Source organism: Blautia parvula, from assembly GCF_020215665.1.
GTDB lineage: Bacteria > Bacillota > Clostridia > Lachnospirales > Lachnospiraceae > Blautia > Blautia celeris.
The window spans coordinates 2,518,289-2,540,413 of record NZ_CP084061.1; the positions used below are offsets into that span (position 1 = coordinate 2,518,289).

Below are 22,125 nucleotides of genomic sequence, written 5' to 3' on the forward strand. Positions count from 1 at the left end.
ATCGGCCGTATCGATTTGTTTATTGTAAGTTTATTTTACCTATTTTCTTTGTGTACATCTACTAACCAAACGCTCAATAATAGCACTAGACTCTTATTCTTATTCTCTTGCCACCCTCCGGTACTGATTCGGTGTAAACCCGAAAGCTGCTTTAAACTCTCTGATAAAATAATTGGCGTCCTCATATCCCACCTCGTAGGCAATATCATTGACATTATCATTGCTCACCAAAAGAGCCCTTGCCGCAGTGGTAAGCCGGATCTCCCTCACGTATTCCATGGGTGTTTTTCCCATATTCTCCTTAAAAAGACTGCTGAACCTCTGCTTGCTCAGTTCCGCCATATTTGCCATTTTTTCAGGCGTATATTTTTCTTTTGGATGGAGAACGATATAATCCGCCACGATCTGTACCCTGGGATCGATCTGCTTCTTCGTTTTCATGGCTCTTTTTTTGATTCTCTCCAAATCATACTCTTCTGTTTTGATTTCTCCTTTCACCCTGTCTATCTTCTCTCCTCTGACTGCAAGAGAGCCTATGAGCAGGTCCAGGTATCCCCGCACAAAACATTTCTTCGCGATATGCTCTGTCTTCACCCACCTGTAGATCTCTTTGAAATAATTATCTTCTCCCATACTCTGTGTAACCCTTGGTATTCCATAGTATTCTCTTAACACATCTTCACCTTCATAAAAAACAGAGGTGGTAAAACGGATACTGAAAAATTCAAATGTATCGCTGAGTGCATGGCAGGACATTCTGCACCCGCTGGGTATGTACACGATCTGGTTCTCCTCCACCAGAATCTCTTCGCTGTCAATACAGAACTCTGCCTTTCCCTTCACTATGTACCGAAAAATGTTATATGGTATGACTGATTCCGGATATACCCATGTCCTTCCCATGGAATACAGATCAATATAGAGAAATGTAAAACGTATATTGTCAATCACTGACATGAAGGAATCCTCCTTATAAATTTTTTATGCAGCTTTCAGCAATAAATAAGGCAGCTATCCGTGAAGATACACCTGTCGATCTACACTTTATAGCTGCCCCGCCCGCTCTTACTGACTACTGTACTTTTATTTTAACTACTACTTTTTCTATATTTTCCGGCTTATTTTCCATGATTGCCACCATGTGGGCATCGCTGGGGTAACACACCATAAAATCACCCGGTTTCAACAGATAACGGCCAAATGCACTGCCTTTATAAAAGGCAATATCCCTGTCCGCATTGTATGGGACTGACGCAGTCAGGGATTTGACATCCGCTGTGGCGATTCCCTCTCTGCCTGACACAATGTAGTGTAAATCTATATATTTTTTGTGTGCTTCATAAATACAGGCATCTTCCGGTTTTGATGTCAGAGAAACAGGATTACAGAAAGCGCGGTTCTCACAGATCACCGTATCCGGCAGAGGAAGCTCTCCCTGCTTCAGCCCCTCCAAATAGCATAGTATCTGATAAAGTGTTTCGTACTCCCTGTAATTTTCTTTGTTTTGAATGGAATCAAAGATCATTGTATTTTTCCTCCTGATTGATCACAGATCGATCTTGTACTGGTGCAGTGTATTCTTCAAAACGGCTGCCATAATTTCATACCCCTTTGCATTGGGATGCAGACCGTCATAGGTAATGCCATCCAGCAGCTTTTCGGTTCCCGGAAATGTGGTGGTATTATAATAGTTTACAAAAATCAGCTTATTCTTTCTCGCTGTCTGCGCCAGCCATGCATTCATCTCTTTAATATACCTTTTGCGAACCGCTTCATTTAACAGAATGGGAATATGTATCGGCAGAAGAGAGGTCAGAATTAAAGTGGTATCTGTATTTTCTGCCTGGCATATTATATTGCTGATATTGTTCTGAGCTGTTGTCAGGACCTCCTCATAAGGCTTCGGCTCCAGTCTTTTCCAATAATCCCCCTCCAGTTCAATGGAATCATTGATTCCAATGCCCATTATGCAGTATCTTGGCTTTAACTGCAGAGCATCCGCATAAAACCGCCTTTTTAAGAATTCTGTTGTGTCACCGCCGATTCCCCGGTTCACGATCAACTGTCCCGGCAGATTAAAATATGCATTTAACTCCCAGTAATGGGTAATAGAATCTCCGATAAACAGAAAATCCGGCTTCTGCTCCGTATAAATAAGAGAATGATTCTTAATGTCGAATTCCTTTCTTCTGCTGTCCGCTGCCGCAATGCTGGAAAAATATTCTGCTCTTGCATATCCCTCCTTTGTTGAAATCATGCGTCATCCCTCCTCCCTGCCGCTGTACAGACCGCTGATACGGTTGTCCACTCGCAGCCGTCTGTGATTTAATATTTTTTCTAATTATAACAAATCCTTCCCTGTTTCGATATGGAACACGCGCTCAAAAATAGCACAATATGCTTATTTTGCAGTACACAAAAAAAGGCTGCCCAAAAGGTTTTCCCAAGAACCTTTTTGGGCAGTCTTCCAATTTCCGGACACGCCTGTTATTCTGTTGCTTCTAAATAAAGGACTGCGTTCATCCTGCCTATTTTGCCAGTGTCTTTATTTTCTGATAGGACGCCAAGTCTGAATACAACTCTGTCCTGTAGGGATTGCGTTTTGTCTTTCTTATATGAAGGATCATATAGATAAATACCGGGTTCCGCCAGTGCTGTGGGAACGCCCTCGTAAAATGCAAACATACCCATTCCCCCTATTTACATAGAATTTCCTTGATCATCAGATCATTTCCTGAAAGAATTTCCATCTGCTGTCCCTCACACTTCGGACAGCGCATGTCATACTCCATGGCGTTGAAGATTCTGCCGCAGTCCCGGCACTTTACAATGCCGGGCACTACGCATACTTCCAGTTCTGTCTCCTCCATGGAGGTTTTGTATCTGGCTGCCGGCCAGCACTCCTCCAGATATCTGGGTACGACACCGGAGAGCTCTCCCACATCCAATACGATTCGTTCCACCTCTTCGGCTCCTTCTTCCCGCACCACATCCTCAATGGTGTGGATCATGGCGTCCAGGATTCCAAGTTCATGCATAGGATCAGTCCTTTCTGCGGGTAGTTTTCACAGATGAGGCGGCAATTTTTCCGCTTCTCTTCACTGCATTTGCCGCGATTTTCACCGGAAGCTTCTCATACAGATCCGGTTTGGAATGACCGGTACGTTTCAGATGAATGGCATCAAATTTACATTTTGTGGTGCACATACCGCAGCCCACACACATATAGGAATCCACCTGTACGGCACCGCAGCCCAGGCATCTCTCCGTCTCTTTTTTCATCTGTTCCTCTGTAAATGTCATCCTGTCATCCCGGAAAGTGCCCTTCTTCTCCTGTGCATGGGCAGGGCGCTGTCTCGGTGTATTGTCAAAACTCTGCAGATCCACAGCCACGTTATTTTTATCAAAGGCGTGGTATTCTCTTCTGTCGCGGCCCAAGGTCAGAGTCTGTCCCGGCTGCACATATCTGTGGATGGAAATTGCTCCTTCCTTGCCGGCTGCGATGGCGTGAATAGCAAATTTCGGACCGGTACAGCAGTCGCCGCCCACAAACACGTCTTTTTCTCCGGTCTGATAAGTAAGGCTGTCAGCCTGCGCAGTGTTTCCGCGGCCCAGTTTCACTTTGCTGCCTTCCAGCAGGCTGCCCCACTCGATAGACTGCCCAATGGAGAGAAGAACCGTATCAGCCGGAACCGTAATGGTATCCTCCTCATCGTATTTCGGTGCAAAACGGTGCATCTCATCAAAGACAGAGACACAGCGCATAAATTCCACGCCTGTCACCTTTCCATCCTCTGTCAGAATGCGTTTCGGGCCCCATCCGTTCTGGAATTCCACATGGTCAGCCTCTGCCTCTTCAATCTCCTCATCCAGGGCAGGCATCTCCTTACGGCTTTCCAGACAGTACATTTTTACCGTGGCAGCTCCCTGCCTTGTGGCTGTGCGGGCCACATCCACAGCTACGTTGCCGCCGCCCACTACCACTACATTTCCGGCGAGGGTACGGCCACGTCCCAGGTTTACTTCGCGCAGGAATTCCACACCGGATACCACACCGGAAGCGTCCTCTCCTTCCACGTTCAGCCTGCGTCCGCCCTGGGCGCCGACTGCTATGTAAAATGCCTCGTAGCCCTGTTTTCTCAGTTCATCCAGCGTCACATCTTTTCCCACTTCCACACCGGTCTTAAATTCCACACCCATCTCTTTCAGCACATCAATCTCTGCATTCAGCACCTCTTTTTCCAGGCGGAAGGAGGGGATTCCAAGTGCCAGCATGCCGCCCAGCTTCTCCTGTTTTTCAAAAACAGTCACCCGGTAATCATCTATGGCAAGGTAATACGCGCAGGAAAGTCCTGCAGGGCCGCCGCCGATAATGGCGATCTTATTGCCCAGATGGTAGCGTTTCGGCGGAATGTAGCGCACATCACTGTCCAGTTCTTTATCCGCGATAAATTTCTTGATCTCATCAATGGCGATGGGCTCGTCAATATCCCCGCGGGTACATTCATCCTCACAGCCATGCGGGCAGATACGGCCGCAGACAGCCGGGAATGGATTTTCCTTTTTGATCAGTTCCAGGGCCTCTTTGTATTTTCCCCTGGCAGCCAGCTTGATATAGCCCTGTACCGCAATATGGGCCGGACAGGCGGTTTTACAGGGGGAAGTTCCCTCCTCCGCCACATCCTGACGGTTCTCCCTGTAGTCCATATTCCAGTTCTTTTTGCTCCACACATGATCCCTGGCCGTAGGTTCCTCTGTCTTTGGAACCGGCTTTTTGGCACAGAGTCTCTGTCCCAGCTTCAGGGCATTTGTGGGACAGTTTTCCACACACTGCCCGCAGGCCACACACTCCTCCGGGTTCACCTCCGCTGTAAAATTGGAGCGGATGGCATCCGGTGTGCGGAACAGCGTTGCGATACGCATGGAAAAACAGGAACAGCTGCAGCAGTTGCAGATTGCCGCCGATTCACCCAGCCCGTCTGTTGCGGGCATCTCATGCATAAGACCGTTGTCCTCCGCAAATTTCAGGATTTCCAACACTTCCTCCCGGCTCACCTGACGGCCTCTTCCTGTCCTGATATAATATTCTGCTCCGGTTCCCATCTGGATACAGATATCCTTTTCCAGATGTCCGCAGCCCTCGCCAAGCACCTTTCTGGACTGACGGCAGGAACAGTCAGACACACTGAATGTATCGTATTTTCTCAGATAATAAGACAGCTTTTCCCAGGGCTGTACTCCCGGAAGGTCTTTGACAGCACTCTCCACAGGCGTCACACGCATCATTGCCATGCCTTCCGGAAAAAGGGGCGCCATAGGTGCGATCCTCTTTCTGGTATACTCCTCAAATGCCTTGCCGATCTCAGGATGCGCGGCAAGCTGCTCCCGGTTATTTACCATCATTTCCAGCATGCCAGGTGCAAAAATATTGATGAAATACCGGTCCTTCTTATCCTTTTTATCTGTCCATACCTTCACCACGCCTGTGTATGTAAGCTGGTCCAGAAGCTTTTTTGTCTCTTCCCGGCTTCTGCCGCATTTCTCCACAATATACTCAAAGGTACGCGGCTGACGAAGCCCCATGACCAGGGCTACATCTGCCATATCATCCGTGACCACAGCATTCAGCGCATAGTATTCCGGAGCCTTCTCATCGATCCGGTTCATTGCCCCTGCAACACCGCCCACCATCTTTGCCAGTTTCACGATCTTCGGTCTTAAATTTGCCATATACAAACCCACCCTTTCTACCATTCTGCAGCCGCCTCGCTGCTCTTTTGCAGCTCTTTAGATGCTCTTTTGCAGCTATCCTGCTGCTGTTCACAGTCCTGCTTCCGGATTACCTTGCTTCTCTCCACGTGTTTACTTCTGTCCTCAGCCAATCTGCCCACGCATCCACACCTTCCCCTGTCTTTGCGCTGATTGGGATCACTTTCGCCTCGGGATTGCGCAGTCTGATGTTTTCTCTGCATTTTTCCAGGTCAAAATCAAAATAGGGCATCACGTCGATCTTGTTGATCAGCACCACATCACATACGGAGAACATCAGCGGATATTTCAGAGGTTTGTCATCTCCCTCCGGAACCGATAAGATCATGGCGTTCTTCACTGCCCCCGTGTCAAATTCCGCCGGGCAGACCAGATTTCCCACGTTTTCCAGCACAGCCAGGTCCACGCTTCCGGTTCCCATGGCGTCAAGCCCCTGCCTCGTCATATCCGCGTCCAGGTGGCACATGCCCCCTGTATGGAGCTGTATTACTTTTACCCCCATATTCTCTATGGTGCGGGCATCCACATCAGAGTCAATATCCGCCTCCATAATGCCGATTTTCAGCTCCTCCTTCAATGCCTCAATGGTCCGCTGCAGGGTTGTCGTCTTGCCTGAACCCGGGGAAGACATGAGATTCAGCAGGAATACCCTCTTCTCTTTCAGTTCTCTGCGAAGTTGCTCCGCCTGCCTGTCGTTATTATCAAAAATGCTTCGTTTTACTTCAATGGTACGGAATGCTTCCATTTCCGCATCCCTCCTTTCCGTGCTGTTTCATACTCTCATCATACTATGCCGGAACTGCTTTTACTATAGACAAAACCGGCGGTCTGTCAAAAATTTTGACAAACCGCCGGTTCCGTAAACATGGCTGCTGTATCATGCTGTTTTATCTTCGTCCGGTTTCATGACCAGACATTCCTTTCACTATCGGAATACCAGCACAATTCCCATCCCGTCCTTCTCCTTCTCTGCAAACACTTCCCCGTCCATCTTCCGCATAATCTCCCTGCAGATATAAAGTCCCAGCCCGCTGCCCTGCTGCCCAAGACTATTTGTCCCTCTGAAAAAGCTCTCGAAAATGTGATTGAAATCATTCTCCGACACAGCCTCCCCCGTATTAAAAATGCGGATGAGCTGGCAGAAATCCTCCTCATAAAAGCTGATCTCAATTCTTCTGCCATCCCCGTATTTAAAAGCGTTTTCCATCACATTGTCAAACACTTCCAGTACGCGGTCAATGTCCCCACGCACTAACCGGTTCTCATATCTGCCGATCTGCAGCTCCATCATTCGCACTGCGCACTTTTCCACATAGGTGTCTGCCACCCGCTTTACCAGTTCCTCCAGATAAAATTCTCCCATTTCCACCCGGACATCTAAAATATCTTCCTTTGAGCTTCTTATGATCTCCGCCACATATCCCTCAATCTCTTCTGCTTTCGCACAGATTTGCCGGGCAGCGTGGCACTTCTTCTCCTCTGTATCGTAGAGTCCCTGCTCCAGGGCTTTTCCGTAAAGTCTGATGGTCCCAAGAGGCGTCTTCATGTCATGGGACAAGGACAGCAGCATTTTTTTCTTTTCCTTTTCCAGCTCAAGCCTCCGCTTTTTCGTCACTTCCAGCGTATCTTTTAACTGCCCGATTCCCCAGAGAAAGTCACCGAAATATCTGTTCTTCTCCTGCTTTACCTCGCCTTTCAGATGGCCTTTTGCCAGCTCATAAGGCAGTTCGCTTACCCGGTTGAATGGACGGATGACCCGGTATTTCAAATACAGTAAAATTCCCACCACAAATGCTGCCATAAGTGCAAGACCAGCCTGCACGGTCACCATCACACCGCCCAGGCTCATATTTTCTTCCCTGTATGAAAACCGGAGATACCCTTTCAGACTGCTGTCCGTATACCAGGGTTTTATAACACTGCCTCCATTACTTTCATCACTGTAAAATGCCTCTGACTTCTCCCTGTCAGCCGCATCAGCAAGGGGCAGACTGTCAATCCTGTATACATCCCGAAATCCGCTCAGCTCCACTTCCTCCGGGCGTGTTCCCGCTGATATGGTATGGTACAGGCGGTTTATCTCCACCCGGAATTCCCTGTCTCTGTGCTCCTGCATCCGGTAAAGGATCTGACCTGTTCCCAGCGCCAGCAGCAGATAGAGACATACCGTTACTGCCAGAATCCTGTCATATTTCCTCATACCGATACCCCACACCCCAGACAGTCTGAATGCGCCTGGGCGCCCTGGGATTTTCCTCTATTTTGTTTCGCAGCATTCTGATATGCACCGTCAGCGTCTGATTCTCACTGAAGCTGTCCATACCCCAGATCCGGTCAAAAAGATATTCCTTGTGAAGAGTCCTCCCCGGGTTTTCAGCCAGTAATAACAGCAGTTCATACTCTTTTACATTCAGCTCCACTGCCTGCCCGTCCCGGTAAACCTTCCGCGCATTTTTGTCTATGGTAAGGCCGCCTGATACCAGATAGTCCGTCTCACTTCTGGCCCCGTAAGTTCTCTGCAGCAGTGCCCGCACCTTGGCAGTCAGCAGGTCCGGGTCCACAGGCTTTTCCATATAGTCATCTGCCCCCAGACCGAATCCGTTTAACTTATCATCCTTTTCCGCTCTGGCACTCATGATCAATATGGGGATATCTCCTTTCTCCCGCACTGTCCGGCAGACGGCAAAACCATCCATGCCGGGAAGCATAATGTCGAGGAGCATGATCTTCACATTGTTCTCTTCCAGATATGCTGCCGCTTCCTCTCCGGTAGGTACCGGATGAACAGTAAACCCGCCTTTTTCCAAAAATGCCTGCAGAAGCTCTGCCAGCTCCCTGTTGTCTTCCACCAGCAAAATATCTTTCATACAAATCCTTTCTTTACCAGCCCAGCTTGATCAGCCAGTCATTCAATGTCCGCTCTCTTGCCCTCATATCCTGGTCTTTCTGCCATTTTCCAAGTGTAATGTCCTCCCGGATATCACCGTCCTCTATATAAAGCACCCGCTCACAGCGCGCCGCCACTTTCATATCATGTGTGACCAGAAGGATACTGGTCCCGTCCAGATTGATGCGGTTTAACTCCTCCATAACCTCTATAGAATTTTGTTTATTCAGCGCACCTGTAGGTTCATCCGCAAAGATGATCTTTGGCTCATTGATCAGGCTGCGGCAGATACAGGCCCTCTGAAGCTGCCCGCCGGACACCTCGTTGATGTCATTGTCCGCCACCTCACTGATTCCCAGCTTCTGCATCAGTATCTTTGCCCTCTCATTGACGGCCGCCCGGCCTTTCTTTGTCTTTCCCGCAGGTGTCTGATAGGCCGGCATAATAATGTTATCATAAATAGAAAGATTTTTCAGCATATACATCTGCTGAAACACAAACCCCATCTGCTCCAGCCGCATATCACTGATCTCATTTGCAGTAAGCCCTGTCATCTCCCGTCCAAAGAAATCCACCTTGCCCGCAGTGGCATTGTCCATGCCGCTGACTGTATAGAGAAGGGTCGTTTTGCCGGAACCAGAAGGCCCCATTACAGCCACCATCTCCCCTTGTTCTATCTCCAGATTAACATTTCTCAGAACATTATTCTGACGCTTCTCTATAATATATGTTTTGCACAAATTTGAAACTTTCAAAGACTCCATTTCTTTCTCCCTCCACCTGGATTTTTATTCTATATTATTCATTTCACGTATATGGATCTGTTTCACTTTTCCGGTTGCAAATATGGTAGCTGCGATGATTCCCACCATCAGGATTCCCGGATAGACACCGTACACCTGCCAGGGCACGACCTGGATCTCCACATCAGCCCCCATAATGGCAAAGATAGGTCTTAACATAAACCGGTTGCTCAGAAGAGACAGGGGAACTGCCGCTATCATAGATACCAGAACCACCCAGACCATACGAAGGATCTGCCACCTGCGGATACTCCGGTTGCGGAACCCCACACTTTTCATCATGGCGATCTCCCCCTTCTCTCTTACAATAAACAGCTTTTCCATAAGGGCAGTGATCAGCATGATAATGGCGCAGAGAAGACCGGTCATGGGCAGCAGAAGCTTTGCCAAAGAGTCCTGGATCCCGCCCACATTCTGGTCAACCAGAGACTGGGCGTCATCCCACTCATACTGCGGAAAATCCTTCTTAAGGTCAGCGGCCAGTTCCTTTTGTGTCTTATCCGTCTTCATATCCACAAGGATATTCCAGTAATCCGCCATCATCTCTTCCTTCATATCGATCACAGGATTCATCCTGCCGGACTGTCCCATCTGCATATAGTCAGAATACGTCCCTGTTATTAGTAATCTCTTCTCTTTGCTGCCGATATTTACATCTACCCAGTCTCCAATGTTCCATTTATTCTGCTTCAGCACTGTCTCGGAGAGAGCGATCTCATTTTCCAGCCTGGGGGCTTCCCCCTTGTCATAATGCAGATAATCATTGTTCTGTCCCAGATTCTGTAATACCAGAAGCTTCTGGTCTGAGACGACACCATCCTTAGAGATTTTCAGGAAATAAAACGGAATGCCCGTAAGCTCTGCATCATATCCCTTCGCCTTCATCTCCTGCTCCACACGCTGCATTCCTGCCAAAAGGTCATCCTTGTATCTGTAATTTCCCTCACTTGCCTTCTCGATTCTTCTCACATACACGGCGCTGTCAGGGTCCAGGGCAAACTTGACTACCATCTCCCGGCTCCTCATGGTATTGATGGTATTCAGCGGTATGGTGATCAGCACGAAACTGATGCAGAAGGTGATCATAAGCACCAGATACCGCCTCATATGGGTAAGCATATCGTTCAGTCCCAAAAACATGGGAACAGACATTTTCTCTCTCCTGTTCAGTCTGATTCCGGCTCTTCTTTTGAATCTCTCCCCTGTCTTTCCGCTCCTGATGGCAGAGATGGCTGATATCTTATCCAGCTTACCGGTACTGGTATAACAGAAAAGCATTACCAGCAAAATAATGCAACCGGAACATATAAAATTCACCCACAGGTTGGAGCCGCTGTCCTCCATGATCATATTTCTGCTGACACTTGCCACCATGGCCCTGCTGACCGGAATACTGGCTGCGAATCCCACCACAGTACCTGCCGTCACAAGAACCAGATATTTTAAGAGATATACCTTTTTCACGGCGAAATTCCGGAATCCCACTGCCTTCATGATCCCGATTTCCCGGTATTCTTCCTCCATGGTAAATACCAGCGTAAAGCGGAGTACCAGAAGGGCAATGAGGATCAGGCAGATACCGACCAGGATCAAAAGCGCTGCCATGATCATATCAAAAGAATAGATCATTTTATACATACTCTTTGAGACCGTACTTAAAACAGTGGTAAAGTCCTGGTTGTTCAGATTCCTCACAAACTCTGCCGCCTTGTCGGTCATAACACAGAACATACGGATATTCTCTGCATTCTCATCCTTTAGGAATGTTTCATAATCCTCTTCGCTGACGATGATCCGGTTCATTCCAACCATGTCGCTTCCAAAAGCCGCGTCCTTTATCTGCTCGGAAACCGTAAGTTTCCTTTCTGTCTTTCCCACTGAAATGGAGATCTTATCCCCGGACTCCAGATGGTTTCTCTCCATGGCATCCCTGGTCAGGGCAGCTTCACCTTTTTTCAGAGAAAACGGCTTTCCATCCAGGTCAAAAACCTTACAGTATTCCATACCTGCAGCGGCTAAATAAACGCTGGTGCCTGCGGCGGCGTATTCCTTTTTCTTTCCGTTTTTTATGATTTTCATATTCTGGTCATTGAGTGCGATCATACTGCTGTCTCCGTATTCCTTCACATCTTTCGCCCCATCGTCCAGCCACTCTTCTGTTTTCTCTTTCTCCGTATCTCCCTTCAAAATAAAATTCACATCCGGAACCCCGGAAAACTCCATGTAATAACTGATGGCCGAACTCACCACCAGGATATTGTTCACACTGCTGGCCAGAAAGATCGTGGCTATTGTGATGAACAGAAACAGTATCACATTGACCCCTTTTCTCCTCAGCAAATCCTTCTTTAATATTCTGTAAAGCATCTGACTATCCTTCCCTTTCCTGTTTTCTGAGAGGATTATAACCCGGTAATTGTGAAAAAATCCTTAAATCGTGGATTTTTCCTGTTTCGTGTATCATATCATAACCGCTGTACAAGTCTCATTATTTTTGTAAACATGTCTCTTTTTCTGTTATAATATAAAAAAACATGCCTCAAATCACAGAAAAAGGAATGGCTCAGATGAAGAAGAGAAAACCCAAAATGGAGTTCAGATATTACAAAATACCGGCGGACAGCCATATGCTTCCGCTGACAGGTGAAAATTTAAAACAGTGCTATGGTGTGGAGGTGGATTACCTTCATTTTCACAATCACATGGAAATAGGATACTGCTATTACGGAGAGGGTACATTATCCCTGGAAAATACAAAACATGAATTTCAGGGCGGCATGTTTTCCATCATACCCAGAAATTTCCCACACACTACCAACAGCAAATTAAATACCATAAGCAGCTGGGAATATCTGTTTCTGGATGTTTCCTCAATCATCAGCCAATTCCACCAGGCAAATCCTATTTTGTCGGATAAGATCATTCGGCAGATCAATAAAAAAGCATCCTTTCTCTCAGAGAAAGATTATCCTTTTACAGGACAGCTGATCCGTCGTCTGCTGGCTCTGGCCAAAGAACATCCGGTCTACTACAAAGAGGAGGCCGATGGACTTCTGTCAGCACTTATGATGGAAATTGCCAGGATGAATCAGAGTGACACGCTGGAATCCGGGGAACATGAAGCAGACAAACTGACAGCACTTTTATTAAATGTCGTGGACTATATAAGCATCCACTATCCTGACAATATTTCCGTAAAAGACCTGGCTGACAGATGTTTTATTACAGAAAATCATTTTCGCAAGGTCTTTACTGCATACATGAAAATGTCCCCGGCCCGCTATATCAATCTGGTGAGAATACAAATGGCATGTGACCTTCTGCAGATGAGCAATGATCCTATCGCAGATATTGCCTATAAAACAGGCTTTGAAACTCTCACCACCTTTAACCGAAATTTCAAAAAAATACTTGGTATTTCTCCCAGGGAATGGAGAAACCATCCCGAAAATTATGAACGCAAGCTTCTGGAATACAATATCCAGACAGAAGAAGGATGGTAATGCACAGAAAAAATGAGTGAAATTGCATAGTTTTTAACCGGAATTGATGACATGGATACCATTACCTATACTATAATGTGACCACAGTGAATCACAGAGTTTTCCGCACTTATAAGGTTCGGAGAAGGGCCCGTTCTGTGAAATATAAGAACCGAGAGGGATTATTATGAAGAAAAAAATGATTACTTTACTGTTGGCAGGCATTATGGCATTTTCTTTAAGTGCATGTGGCGAAACACAAGACACCAATGAGGATAAAAAAGAAACAAACGCGGATACTGAAACTACTCCTCAGGCTGAAAAAACAGAGGATGACAAGAATACGCTTATGGTCTGGGCCTGGGACCAGAATTTCAATATTTACGCCATGAAAGAGGCCGAAAAAATCTACCAAAAGAATCACCCTGATTTCAAGCTGGACATTGTGGAACTGACTTCAGGCGATGTGGAAACCAAGATCGCGACCGCGGCTCTGGCTGATGATACCAGCATACTTCCTGATATTTTCCTTCTGCAGGATCATACATATCAAAAGTTTCTGGAGAGCTATCCTGACATTTTTTCTGATCTGAGCGATTCAGGAATCCCCTTTGACCAGTTCAGCGAATCAAAGGTGGCGGAATCCATGAAAGATGGAAAAAACTATGCCGTTCCCTTTGACAACGGAGCGTGTGTAGCTGCCTACAGGACAGACATTCTGGCTGATGCCGGGCTTTCATTGGACGATTTTACTGATATTACCTGGAGTAAATTTATTGAACTGGGAAAACAGGTGAAAGAAAAAACCGGTATTTCCCTTCTGTCAGGCAATGGAGGCAGTCCGGAACTTGTCATGATGATGATGCGTTCCACAGGTGCTACCGCCTTCCATGATGACGGCAGTGTAAATATGGTGGACAATGAATCCCTGCGCGCTGCTATGAACGTATATATAGAACTGGTTCAAAAGGGGATTCTTACAGAAGTCACTGACTGGGATCAGTATGTGGGCTCTTTCAACAGCGGCAGCGCAGCCTGTGCAATCAATGGATGCTGGATTTCCGGCAGTATTCAGGGTGCAGAGGACCAGTCAGGGAAATGGGGCATCACCAATATGCCGGCCCTTGATAATATCAAAGGTGCCACCAATTATTCCAGCAACGGCGGTTCCAGCTGGGCCGTTTCCAGTACCTCAAAGAACCCGGACCTGGCTGTTGATTTCCTTGGCAAAACATTTGCAGGCAGTGTAGAACTGTATGAAACAATTCTTCCGAAATCAGGAGCATTAGCCACATGGCTCCCAATGAAAGACAGCGATGTCTACAACGAGGGACAGGAGTATTACGGTGGTCAGGCAGTCTATGCAGACATTGTCGGATTTGCAGAAAAAGTCCCTGTAAGTGTCAGGGGAACATATTATTACGATGCCGTGGATGCTGTGGGTGTTGCGGTCTCCAACATTATCCAGACAGGCGCTGATTTTGAATCCGAGCTGAAGCAGGCACAGGATACCGTTGCATTTAACATGAACAATTAAGCGTATGAGCGCTGTGCTTGGAAAGGATGGATGATAATGCATCTGCATTATACCGGTAATGTATATGAAAACCTATCACGATCGATTAAAAGAACTGGAAACCTACACAGGAATGGGGGAAAAGCCGGCTGATTTCACAGATTATTGGAAAGATGCCCTGGAAGAATTAGACCGGATAAACCCTGATGTCAGTCTGCAGAAAGCAGAGTTTCAGGGCACACATACAGAATGCTTTCACCTGTATTTCACCGGAGTGAACGGAAGCAGGATCCATGCCCAGTATTTAAGGCCAAAAAACATTTCACACCCCATTCCTGCCCTGCTGCAGTTCCATGGATACCGCTGGAATGCCGGTGACTGGTGCGAAAAAATGGCGTATACCGACATGGGATTTGCAATAGCCTCCATGGACTGCCGCGGCCAGGGCGGACTGTCCGAAGATCTGGGAAGCGTCCGCGGAACAACTGTAACCGGCCACGTGATCCGTGGAATCACGGATACCAAAGAGAAACTTCTTTATCGTCAGATTTTTCTGGACACTGCACTGCTTGCCAGAATCCTGATGCGCTTTGAAGAAATAGACGCCGAGAAACTGGGCGTGTTTGGAACCTCCCAGGGCGGCGGCCTGGCAATTGCCTGTGCTGCCCTTACGCCGGAAATCAAAAAAGCGGCTCCGTGCAGCCCCTTTTTATCGGATTACCAGGGTGCCTGCTGTCACCAGGAATGCCAGGGTGCTTATTTGGAACTGTGGGACTACTTCCGTATCCTGGACCCCTGCCACGAGCAGGAGCAGGATTTTTTCAGACAACTGCAGTATATTGACATCAGAAACCTGGCTCCCTGGGTAAAGGCAGATGTTTTATGGGGAATTGGACTGGAAGATAAGGCATGCCCGCCTTCCACCCAGTTTGCAGCTTACAATGCCCTTACTTCCGACAAAAAAATGATTATATATCCGGAATATGGCCATGAACCCTTTCCTGGTTTTCAGGACAAAATGATGCAGTTTATGACCGAATTGCTTTAACTTTTCCTATACAAATGCCTCCACATACAGTATGATCAAACCAGAAAATCAAAATAATTTTTTCGAACAATAAAAGGAGGTATTTTTTATGAAACGATATGTTATGTCCGCGTAGCAAAGGCTATTGCGGATACTCATCAAATATAAAATAGCCTTTGTGAATCCTGGAATTTTAAAAATCAAGGAGGACAGGATGAGCTACAAAAAGGCTGATAAGATTCTTCCCAAAGAACTGCTTGAAATAATACAGCAGTACGTGGAGGGAGAGAGTATTTATATTCCCAGAAAGACGGAAAACAGGCGTTCCTGGGGGGACACTACAGGAATCCGGCAGGAAATCGCCGCCCGCAATACCAGGCTGTTCCGTGATTATCAAAATGGCGCGGACCCCGTCCGGCTGGCAGATAAATACTGTCTGTCCCTGAAAAGCGTACAGAGGATCTTATTACAGGAAAAAAGAAAATAGTTGTAACTATTAAGCAGACAATGTCAGTTGCAAATAGTTTTCTCTTGAGCAGATACCATATTTCCCAATGGGTATCTGCTCATTTTCTTTTGGAAAAAAGTTTAAGGTAGCACTCCCCCGCATCCTCCCGTTATAATAACCCCATATCGTAAAAAGGAGGAACTACCATGCTGGAACCCAAGAAAAATGCATAGCAGAGGCTATTGCATATTAACAATTTCATATTGAAATAGCCTTTGCAGATCCTGACCTGATAAAACGAGAAAGGAATATGCATATGAGCTATTTAAAAGAGGAGACCTGGACCATACTCCCTGCCTCCTCCTATAAAATCATCAGAAACTGTCCGAAATGCGGCACAAAATCCCTGTTTCAAAGTACCGGGGATTTCCGCATCAACGCCAATGGAAAATGTGTGGATATCTGGCTGATCTACCAGTGCGAAAAGTGCAGGTCCACCTACAATCTGACTGTTTTTGAGCGCATCAGCCCTCAAAAACTGCCCCGGGATCTGTATCAGAAATTCCAGGAAAACAACAGCAGCCTTGCCCTGAAAATCGGCACTGACAAGAAAATATTTGAGAAAAACCGGGCTGTTGTGAGGGAGGATTCTGTCTCTTACACCGTCTCCAAAAAAGAGGCATTTCCCTCTGTCTCCCGGCAAAATCCGACCGAAAACTGCCGGATGATCCATATCCAGAATCCGCATGACCTGAAAATCAGAACTGATAAATTTCTGGCCGAGCAGCTTTCTGTCTCCCGTTCCAAGATCAAACGCCTGTTTACAGAGGGCCTGCTGCGCGGCAGCAATATTGAGAATCTGGAAAAGATTCATCTCCCCCGCAGTCTGACTGTCCTTCTGGATATGGACCTCTGATACCTGACAAAATAATGAAACGGCAGAGAATGTCCTGACAAAAGACATTCCCTGCCGTATTCTTATTTCTTTCCAGTACCCTGAATCATTCATCCTGCATTTTCTGTTGCCGAAGCCGTATCTTTCTCCATCTTCTCAATGGTCCAACCCGTCTGCGCACAGATCAGAGACACAATGGGATTGATAAGATTCAGGAAACAGAACGGTGCATAAATCCCCGTTGTCACCCCAAGGACCCCTGAAAGAAACGCGGCATCTGTCCCCCATGGAACAAAGGGCGCACACAGGGTTCCTGTATCCTCCAAAGCCCTTGACAGATTCTTTGGATGCAGTCCTCTTTCTTTGTAAATATCCTTGAACATCCTCCCCGGAATAATCAGCGCCACATACTGCACGCCAGTGGCAAAATTGGTGAAAATTGTGGATAAAAGGGTTGCCGTTATGACTGTGGAATCCTTCCTGGCATTCTTCAGCGCCCGCTCAATAACTGTATTCACCATACCGCTCTTTTCCACGATACCTGCAAAGGAAAGTGAAATGAGAATGAGGCAGATGATCTCCATCATACTGGTCATGCCGCCCCGATTCAGCAGTTTGTCCACCTCTGCCACTCCTGTCTCAATGGAAAATCCGGAGAAGGCGGAGGAAATCACGGACTGCAGGTCAGCCCCCTGGAAAACCAATGCAAACACACATCCCAGAAATGCCACTGCGATCAGCCCAGGCAGCGCCGGTATCTTTTTGATCACCATGATAATGACCAGCACAGGCGGTATCAGCATGATTGGAGAGACATAGAAAATATCTTTCAACGTTGAGGTATACAGCTCCACCAGGGAGGAATCAAAATTATTCCCCGCGAATTTGATACCTATGATTCCGTACAGGATAAGTGCGATAATAAAGCTCGGCCCTGTGGTGTAAATCATATGGCGGATATGGGTAAAGATATCCGTCCCTGCCATGGCAGGCGCCAGATTGGTAGTATCGGACAGAGGGGACATCTTGTCACCAAAATACGCTCCTGATATAATGGCACCTGCTGTCATACCCGCGGGCACACCCAGCCCGCTGCCGATTCCCATCAGCGCCACACCGATGGTCCCCACTGTGGACCAGGAGCTTCCTGTGGCAGTAGCAATCACCGCACAGATCAGGCAGCTTGCCAGCAGAAAAACCGACGGGGATAAGATTTTCAGTCCGTAGTAGATCATGGTGGGCACGATTCCGCCCAGCAGCCAGACGCCGATGATAACACCAATTGCCAGAAGAATCAGAATCGCCGGTACAGCCGCCTTAATGGTATCCCCGATACCTTCCTGCAGTTCATCCCAGGAATATCCTGAACTCACAGCCACGATTCCAGCCACAATGGCCGCGATGAGCATTGCCACATGGGCAGGTCCCCCAAGACCGATTGTCACTGTCAGAAGTGCCGCAACTACAAATGCAAACACAAACACTGATTTAGAAAATGTCATATTTTTCTGCCGTTCTTTTTTCCCGCCACTCATAATTTTCCTTCTCCTTTTTTCCCTGTATGGAATGTGCTTTCTCTCTCTATCCAATCTGCCGCATCAAAAACGATTCCTTTTACCGCTCTTTCCTTGTACAGCTTTTCCGCCTCTGTTATCTTTAATTTTGATTCCCTGGTCCTGTTGCTTCTTATGCCTCTTATTTTATCAGCCAGCCACGCAGCGGCCTCCTCCCTGCTTTCCTCTGAATTTTCTCCGAGAAGATATGCCTTTTCAAACTCCACGGGCCTTATATCCACCGCCCCAATGAAGCCTTTCATGTCCTTCTTTTCATTATCCTCCTCTTTCCAGGAAATGCACAGGGAAATCTGCGCGATCGTGACCTCTCTTCGGCTTCCCAGCTTTACAAAACAACTTTTTCTTTCCTCCTCCAGGGGAAGCAGAATGGACGTTATAAGCTCATTTCTGCCCAGTAACGTGCACCCGTTTTCCAAAAGAAAAGATTCCGCATCCACACTGCGAATTCCGTTTTCTCCCAGGATCTCTATCTTCCCTCCGTACAGGAAGATACAGGGCATAATGTCACCGGCAGGTGAGGCATTTGCCAGACTGCCGCCCAGCGTTCCCTTGTTGCGTATCTGCTGGGATCCTACCTGACTGCAGGCCATGGCAAGCGCAGTAAAATATTTCCTGATAAAGGGATCTTCCGAAGCCTGGGTATGGGCAGCCATGGCACCGATTTTCAGCCATTCGCCCTGCCTATCTATGGCTTTCAGTTCTTCCATCCTGCAAAGGCTTAAATACAGATCCGGCTCCTTTTTTCCTGACCTGATTTTCGGCATCAAGTCTGTACCGCCGGCCAGGATCACAGACTTTTCCGTCAGTCTCTGCAGATCCTCTTTCAGCTCACCCCAGCTTTTCGGCTGTAAATACTCTGTGCTCATACTGCACCTCCGTTCCCGCTGGCGGCCGCCTCATGAATGGCCTCCCGGATTTCCCGGTACCCGGAACATCTGCAGATATTTCCGGCAATGGCACGTTTTATCTCCTCCTGAGTGGGGTTGGGGTTATGAAGAAGAAGCGCCTTGGCGGACATTACCATGCCGCTGGTGCAGAATCCGCATTGAACAGCACTTTTTTTGATAAAAGCCTTCTGGATGGCATCCAGCTCACCGTTCTTTTCCAGTCCTTCAATGGTCAGCAGCTCGCTGTCCTCCAACTGTCCGGCAACAGCAAGGCAGGAATGGATGGCCTGTCCGTTTAAGACCACAGTGCAGGCACCGCACTCCCCCTCCCCGCACCCTTCCTTGGTGCCGGTCAGATGCAGATCCTCCCTGATAAAATCCAGAAGCCGTTTTTCCCCCGGAACCTCCATGGTCTTCTGCTCTCCATTTAATACAAAATTCAATCTCATACTGTTTTTCCCTCCAATGCTTCCAGAATGACCGCAGGTGTCAGGGGAAGCCTGGTCAGATTTGTTCCCAGCGCATCGTTGACCGCTGCCACAATGGCAGGCGCCACAGGCACTACCACAACTTCCCCTATGGATTTCGCCCCAAACGGGCCGCTGTTCTCAGGCTCTTCAATCAGCAGAGTCTGGTAGTCAGGCAGGTCACAGGCATTGGCCACCTCATAATTCTTAAAATTCGTTATGAGTGTCTGCCCTGTCACCGGATGTATTTTGATCTCCTCGCAGAGCGCCATTCCCATTCCCTGCTGAATACCGCTTCCAATCTGCCCTCTGCAGAGGTCAGGATTGATGGCTTTGCCAATATCATGTACAGACAGGCAGTGCATAATCTTCGTCATGCCCGTATAGGTGTCCACCTGTACCTCTGTAAAATGAGCTGCTGCCACGCCGGGATTTTCTCCGGCATTGGTGGTATTGGCATAGTAGATATCCTGTCCCATGGTCTGAATGGAATACCGGATGACTTCCGGCAGAGATATCCGCACGGTCTCCTCCATCTCCTTAAAAAACTCACCTGCCCGGTAGCGAAGAAAGCTTTTGCTGCATCCAAGGGCTGCCGCTGCCGTCTCCCTTGCCATTTCCAAAATGTGCTCACAGCACTGCTTCACAGACTGCCCCAGGGAATATACTGTCCTGCTGGCGTAACAGCCGTAATCGTAAAGGCTGTTCTGTGTATCCGCCTCGTTCAGCTCAATCTTCTCCAGACCGATCTCCATAATTTCGGACGCGATCTTCTTCATAGCCATCACAGTTCCGCAGCCGTGGTCATGGATTCCCACATGGATGATCAGGCTGCCGTCCTCCTGGATTCTGGCGACTGCTGACGCCACATCCACCCTGTAAGGATAAAAGGAGCTGGTGTGGGATGCCAGCGCCATACCGATTCCGTATCGGTATCTTCTCTGTTCCCTGTTTCTTTTTTTACAGGCTTCTTTCCTTTCTTCCCAGCAAAAGACCTCCCGCCCTTTTAACAGACACTCCTGGAAATGGACATTTCCCACCGGAATCTTATGTACCACTTCTGTCTCATAGGGATAAAGGATGTTCTTCAGCCTGAATTCCACAGGGTCCATTCCCATCTCCCTGCACACCATATTCCAGTGGTTCTCTAAGAGCAGTGCCTCCTCACATGATCCCCAGCTTCGGAAACTTCCGTTTATCGGAGTATTGGTACAGACCACCCGGGCGTCAAAATGTATGTTTGGCATACGGTACACCTTTGCTATCTTCTCCCCAATGGTGGACGCATACCCCCTGGATACCGTAAGGTATGCGCCGGCATCCAGGGTACAGGACATGGACAGCCCCTCTATGGTTCCGTCCTTTCTGATCCTGCTCTTCACGGTTCCGTCCAGGCTATGCTTCATCATGGTATTCACAATCTGCTCTTCTCTTGTATACACCAGCTTTACATCTGCCTCCAGCATTCTGGCAGCATACGCGGTCAGCGGCTCCAGCAGTGTCTCCTGTCTGACTCCAAAGGACCCGCCCATGGGCGCCTTGATCACACGTACTCTTGCGTAGGGCATCCCCAGATACTGCGCCACTGTGCTTCTGACGCCAAACACGGACTGGCAGCCCGACCATATGGTGAGCTTATCCGACGAGGCATCATACGCAGCCCTGCAGGACTGTGTCTCCATAGCCAGATGCGTCATTCTTCCGATATGGGATCTGCTCTCATGGAAGAACTCTCCCCGGGCTGTCTCAAAGTCCCCGTATTCAAAGGAAGGGACCTCATAGACATTTCCATCTCCGTGCAGGGGCAGTGCCTCCAAAGCTGCTGCCTCCTCCACAGATATGGCTGCCGGAAGTTCCTCGTATTCCACTGTGATCAGCTCACATGCTTTTGCTGCCGTCTCCTTCGAATCCGCCACAACTGCCGCCACCCTTTCACCCAGAAAGCGGACATGCCTGTCAAAGAGCTTTTCCTGGTTAGGTACATTTTCCCAGGCTTCCACTCTGCCCCTGTCGTAACAGATATCCGGGGTGTTTTCACAGGAGTACACTGCCGCCACCCCCGGAAGTGCCAGCGCTTTTTCTGCATCCACCCGGCGGATGATCCCGTGGGCAACCGTCCCTGCCTTCAGCCGCATATGGAGCATACCCAAAGACTGCATGTCACTGCAGTATCTGACCCGCCCGGTCACCTTGCCGTAAGCCTGGTCATTTGACAATTCCTTTCCAATTACCTTGTATTTTTCCATTTTTTCCACCGTTTACTGCCTCTCGGATTTTATTTTTTCAAGCATACAGGCACCGTATCAAAAAAATATCAAAAAAGAAGTGTCAAAAAAAAATTATTTTAATTGTAATCTTTTGACGCCTAAT

20 protein-coding genes are annotated in these 22,125 nt (G+C 47.9%); 5 read left to right on the plus strand and 15 right to left on the minus strand.

Going from position 1 to position 22,125, the window contains the following annotated elements:
• Window positions 1-99: 99 nt before the first annotated feature.
• The 11 genes from LC508_RS11765 to LC508_RS11815 all read right to left on the minus strand — a co-directional run bounded on the left by LC508_RS11765 (window position 100) and on the right by LC508_RS11815 (window position 11,826).
• Window positions 100-957: an AraC family transcriptional regulator gene (locus tag LC508_RS11765; protein WP_081960094.1), complete on the minus strand. Its 858-nt coding sequence runs from the start codon at window positions 955-957 to the stop codon at window positions 100-102.
• A gap of 115 nt (window positions 958-1,072) precedes the next feature.
• Window positions 1,073-1,525 carry a YhcH/YjgK/YiaL family protein gene (locus tag LC508_RS11770; protein WP_103731502.1) on the minus strand — a complete coding sequence of 151 codons (453 nt, stop codon included), beginning with the start codon at window positions 1,523-1,525 and terminating at the stop codon, window positions 1,073-1,075.
• Between the two features lie 21 nt (window positions 1,526-1,546).
• Window positions 1,547-2,257 (minus strand): SGNH/GDSL hydrolase family protein, encoded by a 711-nt coding sequence (locus tag LC508_RS11775; protein WP_103731501.1) that lies wholly within the window; start codon window positions 2,255-2,257, stop codon window positions 1,547-1,549.
• Between the two features lie 230 nt (window positions 2,258-2,487).
• Window positions 2,488-2,685: a hypothetical protein gene (locus LC508_RS11780; protein ID WP_054351834.1), complete on the minus strand. Its 198-nt coding sequence runs from the start codon at window positions 2,683-2,685 to the stop codon at window positions 2,488-2,490.
• Window positions 2,686-2,696: 11 nt separating this feature from the next.
• The gene (locus LC508_RS11785) at window positions 2,697-3,038 is read right to left on the minus strand and encodes a hydrogenase maturation nickel metallochaperone HypA (protein WP_033139026.1); all 342 of its coding nucleotides are present in this window, start codon (window positions 3,036-3,038) and stop codon (window positions 2,697-2,699) included.
• 4 nt (window positions 3,039-3,042) lie between these two features.
• Window positions 3,043-5,730, minus strand: coding sequence for an FAD-dependent oxidoreductase (locus tag LC508_RS11790; RefSeq protein WP_103731510.1), 2,688 nt, complete (start codon window positions 5,728-5,730; stop codon window positions 3,043-3,045).
• A gap of 109 nt (window positions 5,731-5,839) precedes the next feature.
• Window positions 5,840-6,514: a hydrogenase nickel incorporation protein HypB gene (hypB, locus tag LC508_RS11795; protein WP_033139025.1), complete on the minus strand. Its 675-nt coding sequence runs from the start codon at window positions 6,512-6,514 to the stop codon at window positions 5,840-5,842.
• 180 nt (window positions 6,515-6,694) lie between these two features.
• Entirely contained in the window at window positions 6,695-7,969 is a 1,275-nt protein-coding gene (locus LC508_RS11800) for a sensor histidine kinase (RefSeq protein ID WP_033139024.1), read from the minus strand.
• Window positions 7,956-8,636, minus strand: a complete 681-nt coding sequence (locus tag LC508_RS11805) for a response regulator transcription factor (RefSeq protein WP_033139023.1) — start codon at window positions 8,634-8,636, stop codon at window positions 7,956-7,958. Before LC508_RS11805 ends, LC508_RS11800 begins: the two co-directional genes overlap by 14 nt.
• A gap of 13 nt (window positions 8,637-8,649) precedes the next feature.
• Window positions 8,650-9,420: an ABC transporter ATP-binding protein gene (locus tag LC508_RS11810; RefSeq protein ID WP_033139022.1), complete on the minus strand. Its 771-nt coding sequence runs from the start codon at window positions 9,418-9,420 to the stop codon at window positions 8,650-8,652.
• A 24-nt stretch (window positions 9,421-9,444) separates the two neighbouring features.
• Entirely contained in the window at window positions 9,445-11,826 is a 2,382-nt protein-coding gene (locus LC508_RS11815; protein ID WP_033139021.1) for an ABC transporter permease, read from the minus strand.
• A gap of 200 nt (window positions 11,827-12,026) precedes the next feature.
• On the opposite strand from LC508_RS11815, the gene LC508_RS11820 reads away from it, so the two are divergent.
• The 5 genes from LC508_RS11820 to LC508_RS11840 all read left to right on the plus strand — a co-directional run bounded on the left by LC508_RS11820 (window position 12,027) and on the right by LC508_RS11840 (window position 16,848).
• Window positions 12,027-12,962: an AraC family transcriptional regulator gene (locus tag LC508_RS11820; RefSeq protein WP_033139020.1), complete on the plus strand. Its 936-nt coding sequence runs from the start codon at window positions 12,027-12,029 to the stop codon at window positions 12,960-12,962.
• Window positions 12,963-13,128: 166 nt separating this feature from the next.
• Entirely contained in the window at window positions 13,129-14,478 is a 1,350-nt protein-coding gene (locus tag LC508_RS11825) for an ABC transporter substrate-binding protein (protein WP_103731871.1), read from the plus strand.
• A 64-nt stretch (window positions 14,479-14,542) separates the two neighbouring features.
• Window positions 14,543-15,505, plus strand: a complete 963-nt coding sequence (locus tag LC508_RS11830) for an acetylxylan esterase (protein ID WP_054351888.1) — start codon at window positions 14,543-14,545, stop codon at window positions 15,503-15,505.
• Between the two features lie 193 nt (window positions 15,506-15,698).
• Window positions 15,699-15,971: a CD3324 family protein gene (locus LC508_RS11835; RefSeq protein WP_033139018.1), complete on the plus strand. Its 273-nt coding sequence runs from the start codon at window positions 15,699-15,701 to the stop codon at window positions 15,969-15,971.
• Between the two features lie 277 nt (window positions 15,972-16,248).
• Window positions 16,249-16,848 carry a DUF1062 domain-containing protein gene (locus tag LC508_RS11840; RefSeq protein WP_158587297.1) on the plus strand — a complete coding sequence of 200 codons (600 nt, stop codon included), beginning with the start codon at window positions 16,249-16,251 and terminating at the stop codon, window positions 16,846-16,848.
• Between the two features lie 89 nt (window positions 16,849-16,937).
• On the opposite strand, the gene nhaC is transcribed toward LC508_RS11840, so the two are convergent.
• Genes nhaC through LC508_RS11860 form a run of 4 tightly spaced genes read right to left on the minus strand, consistent with a single transcriptional unit; the run spans window position 16,938 to window position 22,001 of the window.
• The gene (nhaC, locus tag LC508_RS11845; protein WP_103731873.1) at window positions 16,938-18,362 is read right to left on the minus strand and encodes a Na+/H+ antiporter NhaC; all 1,425 of its coding nucleotides are present in this window, start codon (window positions 18,360-18,362) and stop codon (window positions 16,938-16,940) included.
• Entirely contained in the window at window positions 18,359-19,267 is a 909-nt protein-coding gene (locus LC508_RS11850) for an FAD binding domain-containing protein (protein ID WP_054351830.1), read from the minus strand. Before LC508_RS11850 ends, nhaC begins: the two co-directional genes overlap by 4 nt.
• A complete protein-coding gene (locus tag LC508_RS11855; protein WP_054351829.1) occupies window positions 19,264-19,737 on the minus strand; it encodes a (2Fe-2S)-binding protein in 474 nt (157 codons plus the stop codon). The genes LC508_RS11850 and LC508_RS11855 overlap by 4 nt, the downstream gene beginning before the upstream one ends.
• Window positions 19,734-22,001, minus strand: coding sequence for a xanthine dehydrogenase family protein molybdopterin-binding subunit (locus tag LC508_RS11860; RefSeq protein WP_225305371.1), 2,268 nt, complete (start codon window positions 21,999-22,001; stop codon window positions 19,734-19,736). The genes LC508_RS11855 and LC508_RS11860 overlap by 4 nt, the downstream gene beginning before the upstream one ends.
• Between the last annotated feature and the right edge of the window lie 124 nt (window positions 22,002-22,125).